Source organism: Spirosoma daeguense (genome assembly GCF_054776875.1).
Genome location: NZ_BAAHBF010000007.1, coordinates 166894 through 188713, shown reverse-complemented (window position 1 = coordinate 188713; position 21820 = coordinate 166894). Strand labels below are relative to the sequence as shown.

The following is a 21820-nucleotide window of genomic DNA, read 5'->3' as shown; positions in this document are numbered from 1 at the left end:
GATCATTTAAACTTGATGTTCACGTTAACGCCATAGTTACGGGCAGATGGCAAGCTGGTTCCTTCAATACCCGAGTATTGCAGGTTAGCACCAAACGTTGCTTCTGGATCGATGTTGTCGGTTTTCTTCATGAAATAGAAGAGGTTACGACCTACGAACGATACGTTTACAGCACGAATCAGCGGAACTTTCTCTAACAGACGGGCGGGCAGGTTATACCCTAACGTGAACTGGCGCATTTTAATAAAGTCTCCATTCTCAACGGTCACTTTCGTTACGTTGGTAGCCAGCGCTGTATAGTAATCCTGAGGAGTAGCTGTAACGGTGTTTGTAGCACCATCAGCCGTTACGCCGGTTTTGATCCCGCCTTCACGACCCACCAGCGTTTCTTTGTGCAAGCCCCGACGATACGCATAGTATTCAGTAGCCGACAGAATTTTGTTACCATAGTTGTAGTCAACGAGGAACGACAGGTTGAAATTACCAATCGAGAAATCGTTGTTCAAACCACCATAGAGAGTTGGCAATACGGTTCCCATTTTAATAAGATCACCCCGAACTGGTAGACCCGATGCATCAACTACGATCTGTCCGTTCGTGCTATACTTATAATCGTAAGCCAGAATCTGAGGACCAGCATAGCCAGGTACGAAAGCAGTTATAGCATTACCTAACGTACCCCGGTTCGAACCTAGCGAGATATTATTATTGTTGGCGTCGGTTTGAATGATCCGGTTTCTCACCGAAGTCAGGTTCAGCGACACATTCCAGTTCAATTTGCTGGTTTTAATAGGTGTACCCGTCAATTGCAGTTCAAGACCAGAGTTTTGGGTCGATCCTGTTCCAACAACGCCTTTTGCATAACCTGTTGCCCAGCTATAATTAGCCGGCATGATTTCGTTATGCGTTTTCTGGGTGTAATAAGCCGCATCAAGTCCCAGACGGTTACCGAAGAAGCGTAATTCTAAACCTACTTCAACTTCTGATTTGGTAAATGGCCCGAGGAACAGGTTAGGAAGTTCTTCACCAAAATTGCCCGTTGCAACACCATTCATAGCGTTTCCAACACCGTAGTATACGCTGGTACCATAGGCCTTTGTTGGCTCACCGCTCGTTACAGCATATGACGCCCGCAGTTTACCAAAGCTCAGGTTTGGTACTCGTATCAGATCCGTAAATACCAGAGCGCCTGTAACTGACGGCGTGAAGATGCTACGTGCCGAACTAGGCAATGTTGAATACGTATCGTAACGACCTGTTGTGCTCAGGTTCAGGAAGCCTTTATAACCCAGATCGATGTTATAGTAAGCCGACTGTACTTCTGTGTTTGCTACTTCGTAGTTGCGATTGAAACTTACTACGTTGTTCCAGCTATAGAGATAAGGCAACACAAACGGACTTCCACTAACACCTAATTTCTCGTAGTTGTTTTTCCGTACGTTCGCACCTACCAACGCGCCAAACGAGAAATCTGGAGTAATGTCTTTATTAACACCTATAAGTGCGTCGACATTAAGTTCGGTACGTTGTGAATTCGAAAGTTCGTCCAGACCACCTTTCTGCGCATTTGAATAAGCTGTTCCCCAAGGCGTTACTTTGAAAATACGGTCGTTAGCATTATCATAACCTACACGAGCCTGTGCATAAACCCAGTCAGCAAATTGGTATTTTGCCGATAACATCGAGATGATACGTTTCCGCGATACGTCGTTTACAAATTGGTTTGTAACAAAATATGGGTTCGTTACGTATTCGTCGTCACTGAAGATGATTTCACGACCTGTAACCGGATCATAACCCGGAGCCAGAATCCGCTGATCGATGTTCGTAGCCAGGAAAATACCGTTATTGGCATTCATCGGGCCATCGCTCAGAATCGGTTTCGCTGTTACTTTTTCGTCGATATAGTTAGCCATTGCGCTAACGCTCAACTTTGTCGTAATATTCTGATCGATGGTTAGGTTAATCGTTTTACGTCCCAAGCCACTGTTCGGAATGATCGACTTATTATCGAGGTTTGACAAAGAAAGACGGAAAGCACCATTATCGCCACCTTTGGTCACCGAAACTGTGTTCGTAAAGTTCGAACCCATCCGGTAGAAATTCTTAATGTTGTCGCGCTGAGCCGAATAAGCATATTGCTTACCATCAAACTGCGTGAACTGCGAACCGTCCAGTTTACCACCCCAGCTCTGACGACCAGTTTGTTGTGCCAGTGCCTGCGTAGCAGGTTTAACACCGCCAATACCCTGCCCATACTCATACTGAAAATCAGTAAAGTTCAGCGGTTGGTCGGTAGAAAGATTCATGTTATACTCAACAGCGAAATCGCCTTTTTTACCTTTTTTCGTAGTGATCAGAATAACACCGTTCGAAGCACGCGCACCATATAATGCCGAAGCAGACTGTCCTTTCAGAACGGTCATTGTTTCAACATCGTCGGGGTTAATATTACCCAGACCATCACCACCATCGGCACCACCCCACTCACCAGCACTGCCGCGCTGGGTATTGTCCATCGGCACACCGTTGATAACAATCAGTGGCGAACCAGCCGAGTTCATACTAGGCATACCCCGCATCAGGATTTTTGCGGTACCACCGGGGCCACCGCTCGTTCCTTTTACGTTCAGACCCGCAACACGACCAGCCAGTGAGTTACCGAGGTTAGTTTCACGCGCTTTAGTCATTACCCCAGCATCAACAGTTGTTACGGCATAACCCACTTTACGAGCATCTTTCGATACACCCAGTGCCGTTACAACAACTTCGTTCAACGTAGCATCACCGGGAAGCAATTTTACATCAATAACTGATTGATTACCAACCGTAACTTCCTGACGACCATAACCGATGTACGAGAAAACCAGTACTGAATTATCGCCGGGAGCCGAAATACGGTATTTACCATTCACATCACTGTTTGTTCCACGGTTAGTTCCTTTGATGGTAACCGATGCGCCGACCAGCTCATTTCCTTTTTCATCGGTAATCGTACCGGTAATCTCCTTGTCGGCCGCATAGGAGGAGGATAGCGTGCAAAGCAGCCAAGTTGCCACGAAGAGCACAAACCTGGGCATAACACGAAGTAGTTTTGACTTCATAGGTGTATGTACTTGTTTAGGTAAAGAAATTCAGAGAGTTAGCTCCTTTTAGAACAAACCCTTCACTAAAAATGCACTTATCAATTTACAGTAATTACTTAGCCTTTTACATTCTTTCCACTGTTCTATTAACTCTAGGTTATGGATAATTATGTATTAGCCCTGAAAATCACTGTCTATTTTACCAGCAAATATAATTATCTAATATCAAGTTTTTAATTTTTTTAATAATCTATTAATATTATTAAAAAAAATATTGGTTTTTACCAAAATACACTATACTTCCTAATAACAATAAAAATTAAGTAGATTCACCTATTTACAATATGCTATGATCCGACCAACAGATTTAATATACATATATTCATAATTTAGACACAGGACATTTTCAGTTAATGAAACGCAATAATTCGTACTGATGTAGTTCAACAAGGGGTCTCTTTTTTACTCGCAAAGGCGTTTTAAGTAATGTTTTGTCAACAGATTGATCAGCCAAACATTGCTCATAAAATTCTATTATGGACGCAATTTTAATAATTTTTTTTAAAAAATAACGATTATTTAACTATTGTTTTAAAAATTTGTCCTCATTAATTAAAAGTATAAACACTCAACCTATAAGTAGTTCATCAACTACGGTTACTTTGGGTCATATGCTTCAGTCTGCATAAACCTTTCTATCTTGTTCATATCTACTAATGAATCCTATTCTTGACGAAGAAATTTCGACCCAGCAGTCGGTTGTTGATTATAAAAAACGACAGAAACAGCAAACAATTCTAGCGCATCTCTATGCTGAAAGTACCTGTACATTAGCGCAACTCGCCCGAATCCTACACAGTAGTGTACCGTCTGTTACAAGCCTTGTTGAAGAATTAACCGAAGAAGGTTGGGCAACTCCAATTGGCACAGCAACAGGTAGTAACGGCCGCCGGCCTGTCTTATTTAGCCTTAATACAAAGCGACACTACGTAGCGGTGCTGGATGTGAGCACACATGATACGAAGATATTATTGATGAATACACAGCGAGAAGTCGTTTTTCGGGGCGACTATGACCTTCGTCTGGGTGATAATCCGGAGTTTCTCTCATCTTTGACCGAGTATTTCACCAACGCACTAGCTGATTCAGGGCTGAACGAGACGGATTTGATCGCTGTGGGCGTTTCAATGCCTGGCCTGATCGATGCTCGTCGGGGGCTGAATCTAACGTATAAAAGCCTCAATTCTGCTACCAAACCGCTTACCCAACAACTATCTGAACAGTTCGGAAAACCAGTGTATCTCATCAATGATACAAAGGCAACTGTTTTGGGTGAAAGTCGTTTTGGGGGTGGTCAGGGAAAAAAGCAGGTACTAGCAATCAACATCGACTGGGGTGTTGGGCTGGGTATTGTGGTTAATGGCGAAGTATTTAAGGGAGCCAGCGGTTTTGCCGGAGAACTGGGCCATATTCAGGTTGACCCAGAGGGCGAACTTTGTTATTGCGGTAAAATCGGTTGCCTCAATACCGTTACGTCAGCATCGGCGCTCGTTAAGCGTGTACAACGTGATATTATGGCCGGACAGGTTTCTAAACTGGCAACCTTCCGGGATCGTGTTGGCCAGATCGATATTGATGAAATTATAAACGCAGCCCACTACGGCGATTCTTATGCCATCGATATTTTACACGAAACTGGTTTTCAGTTAGGAAAAGGGTTAGCCATTGCCATTAGCTTGTTCAACCCTGAAGTTATCATTGTTGATGGGGTGTTGACGCGGGCAGCCGCTTTTATCCTTAGTACCATCGAACAAGCTATCAGTAAATACTGCCTCAGCGATTTCAGAAACGACATGACCATCGAACTTACGCAATTAAATGGCACGGCGAAATGGTTAGGAACTCATGCCTACGTAATGGAGGATATTTTTGCGAATTACTAAATTCATACGTAGCGGTAATAGCTCATTTCGAACGTATTGGAACCGAAAAGCCAGCTTTGAAAGCTGGCTTTTCGGTTCCAATACGTTCAGATTACTACGTTACTTTGCCTTTAGATAAGCAAACGGAATAATCATTTCTTCGAGCGATACGCCCCCATGCTGGAACGTATTCCGATAATGATTTACGTAGTAGTTGTAATTGTTTGGATATGCAAAGAAGTAATCTTCCAGCGTAAATACGTAGGCGGTCGATACGTGTGGCTTAGGCAGAAATAACCGCTCTGGCTTGCGGCCAACAAACAGATGGTTATCATCAAAGCCGAGGTTTTTACCCTGTTTGTAGCGAAGATTCGTGTTGGTTTCGCGATAGCCGACAATCTTTGCAGGCTTCTGCACACGAATCATACCGTGGTCGGTCGTTACAACCAGCCGTCCGCCTTTGGCAGCAATTTTCTGCACAAATTCCAGCAAAGGTGAGTGCAGGAACCACGAACGCGTAATAGATCGATAGGCCGATTCGTCGGGAGCCAGTTCCTTAATCATGGCCATATCGGTACGGGCATGCGAGAGCATATCCACAAAGTTGTAGACCACAACATTCAACTGATTTTGCATCAGATTATTGAAGTTATCGACCAGCGATTTTCCCTGATTTACATTCAGAATTTTGTGGTACGAAAACTTTATATTCAGACGACTTTGCTCAAGCTGACGACGCATAAATTCGTCTTCATGGTTGTTCAATCCTTCATCTTCGCTATCGTCATTTACCCATATATCAGCATGTTTACGTTCCATTTCGCTGGGCATCATACCTGAAAAAATGGCGTTACGTGCAAAACCTGTAGTGGTTGGTAAAATTGAGTAGTATGAAGACTCGTCTTCTATCGTAAAGTAGTCGGCCAGAAGTGGTTCTATTATTTTCCACTGATCATAACGCAGGTTATCAATCAGAATAAAAAACAATGGGGCCGAATTACCGCTCTGATCAAGCAATGGAAAAACTTTTTTCCGCATCAGTTGGTGCGACATTACCGGACTGTCAGCTTTCGGATCGTTGAGCCAGTCTTCATAATTGTCGATCACGAACTTACAGAACTCTGAGTTAGCCTCACTTTTCTGCATGTTCATTACTTCAACCATACTTTTATCCTGCGAGCTATCAAGCTCTAATTCCCAATAAATGAGCTTCTTATAAACATCGGCCCACTCATTATAATCCATCCGGTCGTTATACTGCATGGAGATATTCCGGAAATCCTGCTGATAACCAATGTTAGTACGTTCGGTTACGAGACGTTTGTTGTCCAGAATTTTCTTGACCGATAGCAAAATCTGATTCGGGTTGAGCGGCTTGATGAGGTAATCAGCGATTTTGGAACCAATGGCTTCTTCCATAATATGCTCCTCCTCGCTTTTGGTAATCATAACCACCGGCAGGTTCGGACGCATTTGCTTTATCTGCGAAAGCGTTTCAAGTCCGGTCATACCGGGCATCATTTCATCCAGAAACACTACGTCGTAATTCGTCTGCTCAACCTGATCGAGCGCATCGGCTCCACTATTGACCGACGTAACGTCGTATCCTTTATTTTTCAAAAACAGAATGTGTGGTTTCAGCAGATCAATCTCATCGTCGGCCCAGAGTATCGAATAATTTTGCATGCGTTCAACGGGGTTTATTAACCGGATTTGATAGCCAGTACGTTACCGGCCATCCGTTCTTTAGTTTAACTTGAAACGACCGGTTCTGTTCAGGTGGTTCAGAATTAAGGATTTTTAACAGACTGATAACGGGCAATTTACCCCTGTTCAGTCCGAACAACACGGTCCAGATCTTCGGGCGTATCGATACCCAGACTATCGAGTTCGGTCACTACGGTACGTATACGGTACCCATTCTCCAGCCAGCGTAATTGTTCCAGACTTTCGGCCCGTTCGAGCGATGATGGCGCTAATTGCGTGATCCGGTCCAATACGTCGGTACGATACGCATATAAGCCAATGTGTCGGTAATACCGATGGTGATCAAGCCAGTTTTCGGGCAGTTGTCCACGCAGGTACGGAATCGGATGACGGCTAAAATAGAGTGCTTCATTCAAGGAGTTAATCACCACTTTGGGCGAATTCGGATTAAGCAGCGTTTCTACATCATCAATCGCTTTGATGAGTGTCGCCAGCTCCGTTTCGCCATCAAGTACCGAAGTAAGCAAATCAATCTGCCGGGGTTTTATAAAAGGTTCATCGCCCTGAATATTGACGACGTAATCGGGCGACATACGCAATTTCTCAACCGCTTCCTGGCAACGATCCGTACCGCTCTGGTGATGAACCGACGTCATAACTACTTCACCACCAAAACTGACAACGTGCTCCTGAATACGCTCATCGTCAGTAGCCACCACAACTCGGCTCAAAGAAGTGGCCTGACTGGCCTGCTCCACCACCCGCTGAATCATACTTTTTCCATCGATACTTACCAGCGCTTTTGCCGGAAAGCGGGTTGATGCATAGCGGGCGGGAATAATTCCAAGAATAGTCAAAATCGTTATCGGTTGAAGTTTATAGTCAATCCTCCTGAGGCCTTATCGCTATTTTAGCTAACGTAGCGTGTAGGAAATTTCATAAAAGTCTACGTACTTAGTTAACGTAACAATAACGATAACCCGTAAAATACCCCTGAATATAAACGGAAATCGCCATAAAATCCGTTTCAGGAAAAACCGCCGTAATTTAGTTATTTTTACGTCCTGAGCCGTTTTGCCAGCAATATGGCCCTTGTCTCAACCGGCGTAATATCCCTATATTCGGCTGATTATAACCCATGAAAAAGAATTTTGCGTACGCTGTTTTTGCGCTGGCAATCGGCTATATTTCTCTTATTTCTACACAGGCTCTCCCATTAGCAACGTATCGGAATATGCCTTTCGATTCGGTTGGACTGGAGAAAAAAGACGGAAAACTATTTATTCTCCATCGCGTCAATGAGGGACAAACACTGTTTGCCATTGCCCGAAAGTACAAACGCTCCGTTGCTGAAATCAAGGCCGCTAACCCTACGATGAAAGACGCGGTTAAGTACGATCAATTGCTACGTATCCCCGCGCCAGATGGAACGATCAGTCGGAAGGAGGAAAGAGCGATGGATAAAGCTATTCGCAAACGGGAAAAAGAAGAAAAACGAGCCGCAAAAGCTACTGAAGACAAAAAATCTTCGGACAATAAACCGACCAAAGAAAGTCAAAAAAATGAAGACCCGGCCCGCGCCGGTATACACGTAGTAGAACCTCATCAGACGCTATATAGCCTGGCAAATCGCTACGGCGTCTTGCAGGCCGATATTAGGCGGTGGAATAATTTACCCGGCAATAACGTATTGATTGGACAGGCACTTATCGTTTCTGAAAAAGCTTATCTGGCCCGCACGCCCGCTTCGCAGGTAGTTCCACGTCCATCCAAACCTGTCGAGCGGTCTGCTACATCGCCTGCTGCGTCTGCCCCAAAACCGACTCCAGCACAACCAACAACCTCGCGCCCAGCCGAACGAAAAGCCAGTAAGCCAAACCGTAGTACGGACGTTGCGAGTAAGCCGTCAGCACCCGAAAGTCAGAGTACGGCAAGTACACAACCTGTTGAGGAGGTTGAACTCCCCAGTCCCGGCAACGATGCTCCCATGCCTACGCAGGGTCGGCGAATCTCGGCCAGTGGCGTGGCTGAAATGATTAATGGCAGCGATGGATCGGGTAAATATCTGGCCCTGCACCGAACGGCCCCCATCGGTACGTTGGTACAGGTACGTAATGAATTTAACAATCAAAGTCTCTGGGTAAAAGTGATTGGCCGACTGCCAAATACTGGAGTTAATGACAAAATACTAATTAAGTTATCGGGTCAGGCTTTTGCGAAACTTTCGCCCGAGGATAAGCGTTTTCGGGCTGAGGTCAGTTACATTGTCCGCTAATAAATAACGTATGGAAAAAGAAACGAAAGAAGAACGTATTGCCCGTCGGCACCGAGAGCGCGATGCCGAAATGAAATCCTCGCCGGGTTACGTTACGTTCAGCATCCTGTTCACACTGGCATACCCTTTTATTGCCGTCTTTACGTTTGTGATGTCGACTCTACTCTCCATATTTTCAGGAATTTCACGGGCAATGGCCTGGGTAGTTAGTGGCGGCAGCAGTAAATAATGAACGATAAATTAGCCCATCTGAATAGCTTCGTTGCCATAAAGGATTTTTTAGATGCCAAGGCCGATCAATACAATCGGCCTTCATTTATTGACCGCGACCCCATCAGCATTCCGCATCGGTTTAGCCAAAAGCAGGATATTGAAATTATGGGGTTCTGGTCTGCGGTATTGGCCTGGGGGCAACGCCCTGTCATTCTCAAAAAAGCGAGCGAGTTGGTCGACCTGATGGACGGTGCCCCCCATGACTTTATTCGCCATCATGAAGAGAGTGATCTGAAACGATTTCTGGCGTTTAAACACCGTACATTCAACGCCACCGACGCTCTTTACTTCCTGCATTTTTTTCGGCAATACTATCAGGAAAACGATTCACTGGAAGATGCTTTTCTGCCCAATACAACGCCTGAAACAGTCGAATCGGCGCTGATTAGGTTCCATGACCGATTCTGCGGACTGGCCGATTTTTTCCCCGAACGTACACGTAAACACATTGCTACGCCCGCCCGAAACTCGTCCTGCAAACGGTTGCTGATGTTTCTGCGCTGGATGGTACGTAGCGACGACCGGGGCGTTGATTTTGGGCTGTGGACACGCCTGAAACCGCATCAACTGGTGATGCCTATCGACGTTCATGTTAATCGTGTATCACACAAGCTCGGCTTGCTGACGCCAAAGAATAACGTAGCAGCATCACCAAACTGGAAAACCGCGCTCGAACTCACCCAAACGCTACGTTCATTCGACCCAGCTGATCCGGTACGTTACGATTTTGCCTTATTTGGCCTGGGCGTGGAAGGTGAATTGTAAGATTACCCCTCCTATAATGGTAGGGAGCTAATAGACTATTTAACGATTAAACGGATATTCGTTTATCCAGTGAAAACCCCGATTTACTAGGAGAAAATTACCGGTGGGTTGCTTACGAAGGCGCGCATAAACCGAGTCCTGATTGATACGTCCTCGAAATACCAGCGAATTGGTATCGGGTTGGCTATACATGAGTTGGTATTTATGAGCCGTATCGAAACGGACGTATAAAACCGCTTTCGACGTAGCAGAATCAGGTTCAAACTGATACCGACGTAGTGAATCATTGGCCAGTCGAATCGTTACGTTCGATGCGCCTTTATAGCCCGCCACAATTACCTGCCGCCAGCGTGCCGTATCGGCCACTGCCGAATCACCGTTCCAGACAAAACGATCAACCCCATACACGCCATACATTGGAGGTTTGGGTGCGGCATCGCCATAGGTTTTCATGGTGTTAAGGCTATCTCGAATGTTCCACCATAAGATATAAGTAATCAAAACCGATTTAATAATAATACGCCCGATACGTTGTGGTTTCTCTGAAAAGAATGGGTTTAAATTCCGGTTGGGAACGGGGCGGTTCAATACAAACAGGTCAATAAGTCGGCCGGCATCGGGAGCCAGCACGAAAAAGGTTATCAACAGTAAATGCGATGAGAATAATTTGACCGGAATGTCAAAAAAGAAGTTCATCGCCACGATATTCCCGATCACTCCAATCAAAACCAAACAGCCCAGCATCGTAGTCCGCCGGAATAGCAGCAACCCTCCACCAATTATTTCTCCCAAGCCCGTAAACCAGTTATAACCCGTCGAATAACCCATAAACGTCCAGGCCAACCCCATCGGCGACGATTGACCGTATGGCTGCATCAATCGGTTCAGGTTGGGGAAAGGAAATTGCGTTTTGAAGATTTTGGCAAATCCATACAAAAACATAGTTATGGCCAGGTAGTAACGTAGCAGTACGAGTAGCCAATACAACGCGGTGTTGTAATTCGCCCGTTGCCGATCCAAGAGCGACCATACAACCGTTACTACAACGGCTAATGTGAATATACACAGCACATAAACGTAATTATACGTCGTATCGCCACTGCCATTCGGGAATACCGTAATCTCATAAGGTAAGTGTAGCAGTACTCTTCCCACCCAAGGAACAATATTCTTCCATAACTCGGTATAGGCACCTAATAAATAATCTAAACCCGGTATTATATTAAGCGGAAACGGGAAAACGTACAGGATTAAATATGTGCAGAAAAACCGGAACGCTACTTTTTCAGTCGGCGACCAGATTGGCGATTCGGTGAGGGTAGTTTGTAAAGGCATGGTAGCAAAGAGGCTGAAATTCAATCCCCTAAAATATAGAAACAATACGTCACTGTGCCACAGAATTGCGCTTACTTTGAGTTATATTCTAAATTTTAACAAACAATACTGAGCTCGAACCGATTATTCTTATACCTACCTGCATTATTCGATTATGTCTTTTAAGATTACAACTCAGCCTTTTGGCCCCCTTCCAACCGGTTCGGAGCCGCTCACTGAATATTTGCTCGAACATACCGAAACAGGTGAGTTCATCACGGTTATTCCTGGCTTTGGCGCGATTCTCCGGCGGCTGGTTCTTCGCAAAGGGCGCAGTTTATTTGCACTGATAAAAGCCCCCGATTCGCCACAGGCGCTACGTGCCGATGAGAGCTATAGCAGCGCAATTCTGTATCCGTTTCCAAGTCGGGTACATCACGGCATTTATCACTTCGAAGGCGAAGACTATGCGCTGAAACTAAATGAGCCATCGCTCGACAATGCCATTCACGGCTTCATTCACGGTCGTTCGTTCGATGTAGTGGAGCAGGAAGCAACCGATACCTACGCCCGGATTACGATGCGTCATGATTATGCGGGCGATACGGTTGGCTATCCGTTCCCATTTTCGTTTACCATTACCTATGAACTGATACAGGCCAATTTACTGCCTTACGGAAGTAATCCGGAAAAGGATAAAATGTGTGCGCTACGTGTCAGTTATTCTGTGCAAAACACCGGCATATCGCGGAGTCCGGCGGCATTTGGCTGGCATCCTTATTTCATGTTTATTGAAGATAGTGAAGCTTCGGCGGAGTTGGTCGATAACATGATTATTACCTTGCCCGGTCGTACGCCCGTTATTCTGAACGAAAAACTAATTGCCGTTGGCGAACATCCATTCGAGGAAGCCGCAACCATTCCACTACGTGAACAGGAACTGAATTCGGCCTTTCGCATTGAACCAACGGGAGTGCAAGCCAATGGCGAGTCGTTCGCCGAAACCATTCTAACATCCATGAAAACGGGCGTTCGACTCATTGTTGGCCAGCAAACGGGCGAGGGTAAGCTCAATTATCTGGTCTGCTATACGCCTACCCGACGTAATAATATTGCCATTGAGCCATTGACAGCCAATGTCGATGCGTTCAACAATGGCCAAGGATTAACCACGTTGGAGCCCTGGGAAAGCCTTTCGGGTACCATGTGGGTTCGGCTCGATTAGGTAGGGAAGCTGCGCTACGTTCTTTAACGTAATCAGTATCTGTTTACGTAACAACCAGTTTTCCCAATGAACGTAGCGCGGTTTCTACTTTCTGCTCTGATTCTCCTGAGTAGTACTTTTAGTTTTTCCCAATCTACTCCTCCCCGGCTTATCGTACGTGGCGATGACATGGGCTATTCTCATGCTGGTAATGAAGCAATTCTAAAATGCTTCACCGAAGGTATCGAAACGTCGATAGAAGTGTTGGTTCCGTCGCCCTGGTTTCCCGAAGCCGTTACGTATTTAGTGCAGATACCCGCCGTAGATGTTGGCATTCATTTAACGCTCACCAGTGAGTGGGATAACCTTAAATGGCGACCATTATCTGACTGCCCAAGTCTGCGCGATACCGATGGGTATTTTTACCCAATGCTGTATCCAAATAAAAATTATCCAAAAAAGTCGGTTGTTGAAAATGATTGGAAGCTAGCCGATGTAGAAAAAGAGTTTCGGGCGCAGATTGAACTGGCCATGCGCAAGATTCCACGAATTAGCCATTTTTCGGGACACATGGGCTGTACTACGTTCGATAACGACGTGAAAGCGCTGGTTCAAAAGCTGGCTCAGGAATATAAAATTCCTTTTTTCGATAGCAATTTGCAGAATTTACAAGTGAACCGCGCTACGTATATAGGCGCACACGTAACGTCAGAAGAGAAGATTGATAGCTTTATTAAAATGCTCGAAGGACTGGAATCGGGCAAGACTTACCTCTTTGTCGATCATCCGGGTCTTAACACGCCCGAAGTGAAGGCCATTCATCACATTGGTTATGAGAACGTAGCACCCGACCGGCAAGGCGTTACCGATACGTTGACAAATTTACGTGTTAAAACATTAATCAAAGAAAAGGGAATTCAGCTAATCGGCTATAATCAACTGATAATCAAATAATTTATACTCCTAGATTTACATATCATCTTTTCGGGGAAGCGACCGGAATTTGATATTCCTATAACAAACTTCGCCACCCCAATCCTGTAAACCAATACGTCCGGCAAAACGACCTTTGCTAATAGGAGCATTTTTCAGCTTGCTACTAGCAATCCGTTGTCTCCAGTCTTCACTGTTCAGGTCATGTTCCTGTATTTTAACCCCATTCAGGAATACCTTCAGCTTGTTTTGTTTCATCTTGCAGTACACCCTGTTCCACTCGCCAACGGGTTGTAGCTGGCGTTCTTCTGCCGACGCTACGCAAAATAAATCGCCAGCCCGATGCCCTGCCCGCTGATCTTTTTGCGCAACACCTTCATAAATGGCGTCGTCCAGAATCTGGATTTCCAGCCCTGTTTCATGGCAATTTTTGTATTGAGGGTCTTCCTGAATAAAGAGCAGAATGCCACTATTTGAAAAACGAGCAACTTTCCACTCCAGTTTCAACTCAAAATCGCCCGAGTATACAGCATCGGTTACCAAATCGCCCCCTTGCTGAATTTTAGTATTTACTTTATTCGGAATGTCGAGTTTTAACGCATTCTGTTCAATTTTCCAGGCTTTCCCAACTTCTTTGTTTCCGTATGAATGCCAGCCTGTTACGTCATTTCCGTTAAAAAGAAGCTTCCAGCCGTCTTTTTTCTCTTGTGTCGATAACGTATTTACGGGTTGCGCCCAGCCATTCTCACTGACTAAGCTCAACAATATTCCTAGTGAGACAATTTTATGGATCATGGCTAAAAAAGAGGATAAACGTTTTTCATACATTCAGGAATCGCAAACAGATTAGTTGAGAATCTCCTGAAAGCAGATTCTCTGTTGAGTGCTCAAAAGCGGCACGATTCGATACGTTCCTTTGCTGACGTTGATAACCTTGCTTTGGCTGTAAGGTCTACTTGAGGTTAAAAGTCATTTATTCGTTCAACCTCCTCACAATTTATCCTTAAATCTTGTTTGAATCAATAAATAAAATGAAAAATAAAAATTCAATCTATCTAGTTATCAGTAGATTATACTAGGTAGTATAACTCAGCAACATGCTAAACTTACTCAGTACGGATATCTGTCAGGAGATGAGTAATTATTTACTGAAACAATACGTAGCAGATTACTATTAAGTAATCTGTTCGTCTATATTCAATTCAGAGCAGCGATTAATAAACCATAGAACCACAGTTATGAGTGCATTCAAAATTGATTTTCCGGGCACCCCTGATCAGTTTACTGAAAAGGCAGGAACGGCCATCAAACAAAAAGGTGGAAAATTTGACGGCGATTCCTCGAAAGGGAGTTTTCATCTAAAAACACCAGCCGGTGCCGTAGAAGGCACTTATGAAGTGATCGCGAAAGATGGGCAACCTACTCCTATTTCGGTAAATATTACGAAAAAACCCTTTTTCGTATCGACAAATATGATTGAAGAAGCGATTAGAGGATTCTTTTAAAAAAATCGAACGTATTACTCTATACGCAACACCCCATCTGCTACCTAACAAATGGGGTGTTAACTTATAAGGGAGCTTGTATTCAGTTAAAGCAGAACGCCCTGAAAAACTTCGTCCAGTCTCGAAACGGGCTTGATACTGATCTTGTATCCTTTGGTATCCAGCCCTTTCATGTTATACTTAGAAATATATATTTGCTTGAAACCCAATTTTTCGGCTTCGGCAATACGTGATTCGATTCGGCTCACGGCCCGCACTTCGCCCCCTAACCCAATTTCAGCCGCAAACGCTACCGACGGCGGAATAGCAATATCTTCATAACTCGACACCACGGCCGCACAAACGGCCAGATCAATAGCTGGGTCTTCCACGCGTAATCCTCCGGCTATGTTCAAAAAGACGTCCTGCTGACCCAATCGGAAACCGCCCCGTTTTTCGAGCACAGCCAATAGCATATTCAGCCGTTTTGCATCAAAACCGGTGCTGCTACGTTGGGGCGTACCATACGTAGCAACGCTTACCAGTGCCTGTGTTTCGATCATGAGCGGTCGATTCCCTTCGAGCATAGAACCAATTGTTACGCCACTCAACGCTTCGTCGCGCTGCGAAATCAGAATTTCGGAAGGGTTCGTTACCTGCCGAAGTCCCGTTCCCAGCATTTCGTAAATACCCAATTCGTCGGTACTGCCGAAACGATTTTTGGTAGTACGTAGTATTCGATAGGTTGTATGGCGGTCGCCTTCAAACGTGAGCACCGTATCGACCATGTGCTCGAGCACTTTCGGTCCAGCCAGCGAGCCTTCTTTGGTTATATGACCGATCATGAAAACAGGTACGGCACTTTCTTTGGCGTATTTCATGAACTCAGTTGTACACTCGCGTACCTGCGAGACACTTCCAGCCCCCGACTCCACCAGCGACGATTGCATGGTTTGAATGGAGTCGATAATGAGAACTTCCGGCTCGAAATGCTCAACCACCCGGAAAATATTCTGCGTAGAAGTCTCGGTCATTACGTGGCAATCGCTGGTGGGAGCGTCTAATCGTTCAGCGCGCATCTTTATCTGCTGCTCGCTTTCTTCGCCCGATACGTATAGCACACGCATACCCGCAAGGCTCAACGCAATCTGTAACAACAACGTTGATTTACCAATACCCGGCTCTCCACCAATCAGCACCAGCGAACCGGGAACAATGCCACCGCCCAGCACCCGATTGAGTTCGGCATCGGTAGTACGTACACGAGGCTGCTCTTCGTAGTTGATGGCGTGGAGTGCTTTGGGTTTAGGAGCAGCTTTTACTCCGCCCGGCCCTGAAGATGGGCTTCGCCAGCCGCCTTTTTCGGGTTCGTCCTTCTGAACCAGCTCCTCTACAAACGTATTCCATTCGCCACACGACGGACACCGGCCCATCCATTTGGCCGACTGCTGGCCACAACTCTGACAGAAATAGGTGGTTTTTAGTTTAGCCATTTAAGCTATTATAAAGAATAAGAAACCAGATAATGTAAAATGAGTTATTAGACTGATTAAACCCCTAAAGCTCCAACGTATCAAAGCTATCGGAAACCGGATCAAGTGGGCATTTTTCATTGAACATTACCCATTACTAAAACGCCATTCGCTCAAAATAAGTTGGCTTTTCTGTACCGTATTCAATCAAATCGCGTTTAACTAAAAGTATCACATTTTACACAACCAGTTATGAAGAAAGTCCTGTTTTTCGCATCCTTGTTTCTACTGCCTGCCCTTTCGTTTGCGCAGTTCGAAATTGGTATAAAAGGCGGAGTAAACCTGTCGAAACTTAGCTTTGGCAACTTTGTCCAAACGGGTACAAACTCCAACGGTTCGCCTAACGTAAACGTCGACGGACAAACGTTCCGCAATAGCATCAGCGATAGCTACGCAACCCGAACCGGTACGTCGTTTGGTATTTACACTCGCATTGGCGGTAGCCTGTTCATTCAGCCTGAATTGCTGTATTCAACTAAAGCAGGATCGTTCAATATTGTCCGGAATGGACAAACTGAACAGGTGAACGTGAAACTTACGAGCTTCGACGTACCGGTTCTGCTTGGTATAAAAGGCGGGCCAATACGTATCATGGCCGGACCAATCGTTTCGTTTCGGATCGACGATAATCAGCGTTTGGGCGATGCCATACGGCAGTACACAAACGGTAGCCTGAACGATGCATGGACAAAAGCGTATTATGGCTATCAAGTTGGTGGCGGTCTGGATCTTGGCCCGTTGGGGCTCGACGTTCGTTATGAAGGTAATCTAAGTGATATTGCTCAGATTGAGAATAGCGGAGGGCAGTTCGGCCAACGTATGAAAACCTGGCAGGTTACGCTGGCTTATCAGATTTTTTAAATCAGAGTCGGCAATGGCCGACAACAAAAAACAAACCGTTGCTATCTTCTCTGTAGGAGGTGTAGCAACGGTTGTTTATTTTATTAACCCACTAAAAATGCTTAGTCCAGTGTAGATAGAAAATTAAAGGTGGATAGATGGAAAATCAAACTTATGGTGTAGATAGAAAGCGGTATTAATTGTAGAGTTGCTGCCAATACTGATAAAGTTGCCGTGAGATTTCTTTCAGCCGGCGACGTGAGATATCTATTTCACGACCATCGGCTAGTTGTACCTGGCGAGATTTTGTAGAGATACGTTGCTGAACATAACCTAGGTTTACGATATAGGATTTATGAATCCGGAGAAACATAGTTCCATCCAGAAGTTTTTCAAATTCTTTCAGCGTTTTCGACACTAAATATCGCTTTTTATCACGAGTGTATAGAAATGTGTAATTACCTTCACCTTGCAGGTATAAAATATCATCAACAGAAATAAAAACGGTACGATTTAAATAAGGTAAAGCGATACGTTGCGTACCTCGTTTGTATGATGCTGGAAACTGTGGTACTACGGCAGTTGGCTGTGCAGACGAGAAAAGAGTGGCTTCCATGATTCGAGATTTAGTTTTGGTTCGGGATTGTTTATCCGTTTCTGATGAAGCAAAACTACCCTACAATGGTCGCACGAAAAAAAATGGCCTGATACTCAAGTGGTAAACACCTAGGTTCAACCAATTGAAAATCAGGCCATTATCAGTTTTTTTAACCTTTTTTTTCAGTGAATGTACTCTGCCTATTACGTAAAACTACGTAGTGCCCACATGTACTGAAAAACACTTACTCTCTGGAATTTTCTCCGCATTAATTAGCCAACAGCTACTGGCTGAAAATCACGAATTCGGTCGATAAACATCTGCGCCCGACGGCGTGATATTTTAACTTGTTGTCCATCAATTAATTCCAGTTCACCTTCTTTTTTTACAAAAAATTTGCGAACAAAACCTAGATTCACAATACAGGATTTATGAACGCGCACAAATGCCTGATTGTCGAGCAAAATTTCATACTCCTTAAGCGTGCGTGATACCAGCATTTTTGTTCCATCTTTCAGGAAAAAATTGGTGTAATTTCCACAGCCTTCCAGCCGTACAATTTCATCTACAGAAACTGTGCGCTTACGATCATAAAATGGGATCAGCAATTTCTGTAGACATGTGGAATCGGCAATTTTTTCCACACTATTGTGGAAAGCCATGGACATTGGATCGAAGATGGAATTGTTAGTGAAGGCTTTCATACTGGCTTTTTAGAAGACTATATGGACAATTGTTTATGACTGACACTCAGAAGTTTACCTTTCTATTCTATTGACTAGAAATAGTACGCTCATCAGGTATTGTACTAAATCTATACGCAAGAATTAGACCCACTTGCAAAAAATACTTAAGTACAGTCAAAATATGGCGATTTTAACGAACTGTTTATCAAAACATTTAACCGTTTACTCAACAATCTTTTGTCAAAGCAATGCAAATGAGTCAAGTTATTAGTTTTCCGAGTTAACTCTCAGACGCAACTACTGTTCATCGGCCACATATTTATATGATGTTGTGGTCCGGTTCTGTTCTGAAACAGCTATGGTCCCTAGTTTTACGTACCTTTGCAGTATAATCAGCGCGTAGGCGATAGTATATGCTGGACAGAGTAAAAGACATACATCAGGAAATAGACCAGTTCAGTGTGAATTCACCCGAACAACTGGAGCAATTTCGGATGCGATTCATTAGCCGAAAAGGCGTCATTACCGAATTATTTGAAGGACTGAAATCCGTTCCCCAAGCCGACCGGAGAGCCGTTGGGCAGGAACTGAATGGCCTTAAAAACCTGGCTCAGGAACGATTCGACGCCTTTAGTCAGGCAATTGATGAACAACGTAGCACATTGGGGAATACGCCCCCCGTCGATCTTACGCTGCCGACCATCCCGAACCTTACCGGCACCCAACACCCGTTAAGCTTAGTCCGCCAACGCATCATCCAGATTTTTGAACGTATCGGTTTTAACGTTGCCGATGGCCCCGAAATAGAAACGGACTGGTATAACTTCGGAGCGCTGAATTTCCCCGACAATCACCCTGCCCGTGATATGCAGGATACGTTCTTTGTCGCCAAGGCGTCTGGTAACGATGGTCAGGATACGCCTGCCGATATGCTGCTACGTACGCATACATCGAATGTTCAGATTCGTCTGATGGAGCGTCAGGCTCCTCCAATTCGTTCGATCATGCCGGGGCGTGTCTATCGGAACGAGACTATTTCGGCGCGGGCACACTGTATGTTCCATCAGGTTGAAGGAATTTATATCGACCGCAACGTAGGCTTTAAAGATCTGAAAGATACGCTCTATCATTTTGTAAAAGAGTTGTTTGAACCGGGTACCCAAATTCGGTTCCGCCCATCTTATTTCCCATTTACAGAGCCTAGTGCAGAAATCGACATTTCGTGCCAGATATGTGGCGGCAAAGGCTGTAACATCTGTAAGCATTCGGGATGGGTCGAGATTGCCGGTTCGGGTATGGTTGACCCGCAGGTGATTGCCAACTGCGGCATTGACCCCGAAGAATACACTGGTTTTGCATTCGGCATGGGAATCGAGCGTATCACCCAATTGAAATACGTAGTGAACGACCTCCGGTTATATACCGAAAACGACGTACGATTCCTGCGTCAATTTGAAGGACTGTAAATCAATTCTGAATGATAGAATGAGTGAATGATAGAATAAAAAAGCTGGCGCAAGCCTATTCACTTATTCTATCATTCACTCATTCATCATTAAGCTATGACTCCCATTCGCCTTTCAGATTTAGCTTTTACGCTCGAAGCAGTTATTGATAATGCATTCGGGCAAAAGGCCGTGTGGGTAATTGCCGAAACCAGCGATATAAAAAACTACCCCGACCGGGGTTACTGTTTTTTAACGCTGGTAGAACGAGATGCCAAAGCTTCGGCTAGTGGGACTCTCGCGAAATTAGATGCCTGCATCTGGCGCCGAAATTATCATACCATTGGCGAATTTGAACGAGCTACGGGCGTTGCTTTTTCCCGGAATATCCAAGTGCTGTTACAGGTTTCGGTCAGCTTCAACCCCGTTTATGGGTTAAGGCTGGAGATACTGAAAATTGACCCATCTTACACACTTGGCAATCTCGAACGGGAACGACAGGCGGTGCTTGATGCACTTGTGCAAGATCACCCCGAGTTAATATGGCTTGAAGATGGGCAGTATATAACGGCCAATCAGTTATTACCCCGGCCAGCCGTTATGCAGCGATTGGCTTTAATTGCGGCCCCTAATTCCGACGGATGGCGCGACTTTAAACACGAGCTGGCCCAGAATCCATTTGGCTATGACTTTGTTGTCGATGAATACCTCACTCAGGTTCAGGGGCAGGGAGCCGAACGGGCCATTTGCAATCAATTAGAACGTATTGCAACGAGCGGTATTGCTTACGATGCCGTTGTGATGGTACGTGGCGGAGGATCTCAACTGGATTTTGGCTCGTTCGATACGTATCTGATGGGGCAAACGGTTGCTGGATTTCCGATTCCGATTCTGGCTGGCATTGGTCACGAACGTAACGTAAGCATTACTGATCTGCTGTGCCACGAAAGTGTGAAAACACCAACTAAAGCCGCTGCTTTTGTTATTGAGCAAAATCGGCAATTTGAAGAAAACTGCCTGCGTATAGGCGACCGATTACAAATGGTAGCGCGTGATGCCTTACAAACAGCCCGTGAGCAGGTAGATCGTGAAACAGAGCGATTACGGTTTGTTGCTCAGCTTTACTTTCGTGGATGTCACACCAGTCTCGCCGAAAAAGCCGTTACAATACGTCACCTCGATCCGTCGAACGTACTACGTAGAGGCTATGCGATGGTGCTACGTAACGGCCGAATCCTGACAAAGGCCTCCGATATTCAGCCCAACGAAACCATTCATCTGCAAATGCACGACGGAACGGTTGAAACTAAAGTTATAAATCAGTAAAGTTGTAGTGTTTTATAATCGTAAAGTTATAGAGTTATAATGTTGTAGAGTTGTAATGTTATAAAATTAGCCATCGAACTCATAACCCTATAACTCTACAACCTTACAACATAATCACCCAAACATGACGTATCAGGAAGCTTACGACCAGTTGCTCACGTTGGTCGATGAGATTGAGAATGAAGAAGTACCTCTTGATGAACTTCCGGGTAAAATTCGGCTGGCAACCGAGTTGATTACGTTTTGCCAGGAACGCTTGAGAGCCGTAGAAACAGAGTATCAGGAAATCATAGAACGGTTACCCCGGCGATAAATACGGTAATTTTACGGTAAAGTTTAGCTAACCTTTGCCAAACCTTACCTATTTTTATCCCGAAGCGACTAGTTATGATACACATAGATCACAATAGCTAGTTGGTGAACAAGCTGT

General features: G+C 44.9%; 19 protein-coding genes. 11 read left to right on the top strand and 8 right to left on the bottom strand.

Going from position 1 to position 21820, the window contains the following annotated elements:
* Window positions 1-2: 2 nt before the first annotated feature.
* Window positions 3-3104, bottom strand: a complete 3102-nt coding sequence (locus ACYVD4_RS22455) for a SusC/RagA family TonB-linked outer membrane protein (protein WP_460949566.1) — start codon at window positions 3102-3104, stop codon at window positions 3-5.
* Between the two features lie 698 nt (window positions 3105-3802).
* Here ACYVD4_RS22455 and ACYVD4_RS22450 point away from each other — a divergent pair.
* Window positions 3803-5029, top strand: coding sequence for an ROK family protein (locus ACYVD4_RS22450; RefSeq protein WP_460949564.1), 1227 nt, complete (start codon window positions 3803-3805; stop codon window positions 5027-5029).
* Window positions 5030-5128: 99 nt separating this feature from the next.
* On the opposite strand, the gene porX is transcribed toward ACYVD4_RS22450, so the two are convergent.
* Together porX and kdsB are read right to left on the bottom strand one after the other, a co-directional pair.
* The gene (gene porX / locus ACYVD4_RS22445; RefSeq protein ID WP_460949563.1) at window positions 5129-6694 is read right to left on the bottom strand and encodes a T9SS response regulator signal transducer PorX; all 1566 of its coding nucleotides are present in this window, start codon (window positions 6692-6694) and stop codon (window positions 5129-5131) included.
* 137 nt (window positions 6695-6831) lie between these two features.
* Complete coding sequence (gene kdsB / locus ACYVD4_RS22440) at window positions 6832-7572, bottom strand: 3-deoxy-manno-octulosonate cytidylyltransferase (protein ID WP_460949561.1); 741 nt, start codon at window positions 7570-7572, stop codon at window positions 6832-6834.
* Between the two features lie 281 nt (window positions 7573-7853).
* On the opposite strand from kdsB, the gene ACYVD4_RS22435 reads away from it, so the two are divergent.
* From ACYVD4_RS22435 to ACYVD4_RS22425, 3 genes are read left to right on the top strand one after another with little or no spacing between them, the layout of a single operon-like run.
* A complete protein-coding gene (locus ACYVD4_RS22435) occupies window positions 7854-8990 on the top strand; it encodes a LysM peptidoglycan-binding domain-containing protein (protein WP_460949560.1) in 1137 nt (378 codons plus the stop codon).
* 10 nt (window positions 8991-9000) lie between these two features.
* Window positions 9001-9219 (top strand): hypothetical protein, encoded by a 219-nt coding sequence (locus ACYVD4_RS22430; protein ID WP_460949558.1) that lies wholly within the window; start codon window positions 9001-9003, stop codon window positions 9217-9219.
* Window positions 9219-10028, top strand: a complete 810-nt coding sequence (locus ACYVD4_RS22425; RefSeq protein WP_460949557.1) for a TIGR02757 family protein — start codon at window positions 9219-9221, stop codon at window positions 10026-10028. Before ACYVD4_RS22430 ends, ACYVD4_RS22425 begins: the two co-directional genes overlap by 1 nt.
* 39 nt (window positions 10029-10067) lie before the next feature.
* Here ACYVD4_RS22425 and ACYVD4_RS22420 read toward each other — a convergent pair whose 3' ends face one another.
* Window positions 10068-11363 (bottom strand): hypothetical protein, encoded by a 1296-nt coding sequence (locus ACYVD4_RS22420; protein ID WP_460949555.1) that lies wholly within the window; start codon window positions 11361-11363, stop codon window positions 10068-10070.
* 154 nt (window positions 11364-11517) lie between these two features.
* On the opposite strand from ACYVD4_RS22420, the gene ACYVD4_RS22415 reads away from it, so the two are divergent.
* Together ACYVD4_RS22415 and ACYVD4_RS22410 are read left to right on the top strand one after the other, a co-directional pair.
* The gene (locus ACYVD4_RS22415; protein WP_460949553.1) at window positions 11518-12567 is read left to right on the top strand and encodes an aldose epimerase family protein; all 1050 of its coding nucleotides are present in this window, start codon (window positions 11518-11520) and stop codon (window positions 12565-12567) included.
* 66 nt (window positions 12568-12633) lie between these two features.
* The gene (locus ACYVD4_RS22410) at window positions 12634-13500 is read left to right on the top strand and encodes a polysaccharide deacetylase family protein (RefSeq protein WP_460949552.1); all 867 of its coding nucleotides are present in this window, start codon (window positions 12634-12636) and stop codon (window positions 13498-13500) included.
* Window positions 13501-13515: 15 nt separating this feature from the next.
* On the opposite strand, the gene ACYVD4_RS22405 is transcribed toward ACYVD4_RS22410, so the two are convergent.
* Window positions 13516-14274: a 3-keto-disaccharide hydrolase gene (locus ACYVD4_RS22405; RefSeq protein ID WP_460949551.1), complete on the bottom strand. Its 759-nt coding sequence runs from the start codon at window positions 14272-14274 to the stop codon at window positions 13516-13518.
* A 443-nt stretch (window positions 14275-14717) separates the two neighbouring features.
* Here ACYVD4_RS22405 and ACYVD4_RS22400 point away from each other — a divergent pair, with 443 nt between their 5' ends.
* Window positions 14718-14984, top strand: a complete 267-nt coding sequence (locus tag ACYVD4_RS22400) for a hypothetical protein (RefSeq protein WP_460949549.1) — start codon at window positions 14718-14720, stop codon at window positions 14982-14984.
* An 86-nt stretch (window positions 14985-15070) separates the two neighbouring features.
* Here ACYVD4_RS22400 and radA read toward each other — a convergent pair whose 3' ends face one another.
* Window positions 15071-16456, bottom strand: coding sequence for a DNA repair protein RadA (gene radA / locus ACYVD4_RS22395; RefSeq protein WP_460949547.1), 1386 nt, complete (start codon window positions 16454-16456; stop codon window positions 15071-15073).
* A gap of 231 nt (window positions 16457-16687) precedes the next feature.
* Between radA and ACYVD4_RS22390 the strand changes: the two genes are divergently transcribed.
* Window positions 16688-17356: an outer membrane beta-barrel protein gene (locus tag ACYVD4_RS22390; protein ID WP_460949546.1), complete on the top strand. Its 669-nt coding sequence runs from the start codon at window positions 16688-16690 to the stop codon at window positions 17354-17356.
* 175 nt (window positions 17357-17531) lie between these two features.
* Here ACYVD4_RS22390 and ACYVD4_RS22385 read toward each other — a convergent pair whose 3' ends face one another.
* On the bottom strand, window positions 17532-17951 hold the full coding sequence (locus tag ACYVD4_RS22385; protein ID WP_460949544.1) for a LytR/AlgR family response regulator transcription factor: 420 nt from the start codon (window positions 17949-17951) through the stop codon (window positions 17532-17534).
* Window positions 17952-18205: 254 nt separating this feature from the next.
* Complete coding sequence (locus ACYVD4_RS22380) at window positions 18206-18637, bottom strand: LytR/AlgR family response regulator transcription factor (protein ID WP_460949542.1); 432 nt, start codon at window positions 18635-18637, stop codon at window positions 18206-18208.
* A gap of 395 nt (window positions 18638-19032) precedes the next feature.
* Between ACYVD4_RS22380 and pheS the strand changes: the two genes are divergently transcribed.
* The 3 genes from pheS (at window position 19033) to xseB (ending at window position 21703) form a co-directional block, all read left to right on the top strand.
* Complete coding sequence (gene pheS, locus ACYVD4_RS22375) at window positions 19033-20085, top strand: phenylalanine--tRNA ligase subunit alpha (RefSeq protein ID WP_460949540.1); 1053 nt, start codon at window positions 19033-19035, stop codon at window positions 20083-20085.
* Between the two features lie 96 nt (window positions 20086-20181).
* A complete protein-coding gene (locus ACYVD4_RS22370; RefSeq protein ID WP_460949538.1) occupies window positions 20182-21390 on the top strand; it encodes an exodeoxyribonuclease VII large subunit in 1209 nt (402 codons plus the stop codon).
* A gap of 124 nt (window positions 21391-21514) precedes the next feature.
* Window positions 21515-21703 (top strand): exodeoxyribonuclease VII small subunit, encoded by a 189-nt coding sequence (xseB, locus tag ACYVD4_RS22365; RefSeq protein WP_460949536.1) that lies wholly within the window; start codon window positions 21515-21517, stop codon window positions 21701-21703.
* The last annotated feature ends 117 nt before the right edge of the window (window positions 21704-21820 follow it).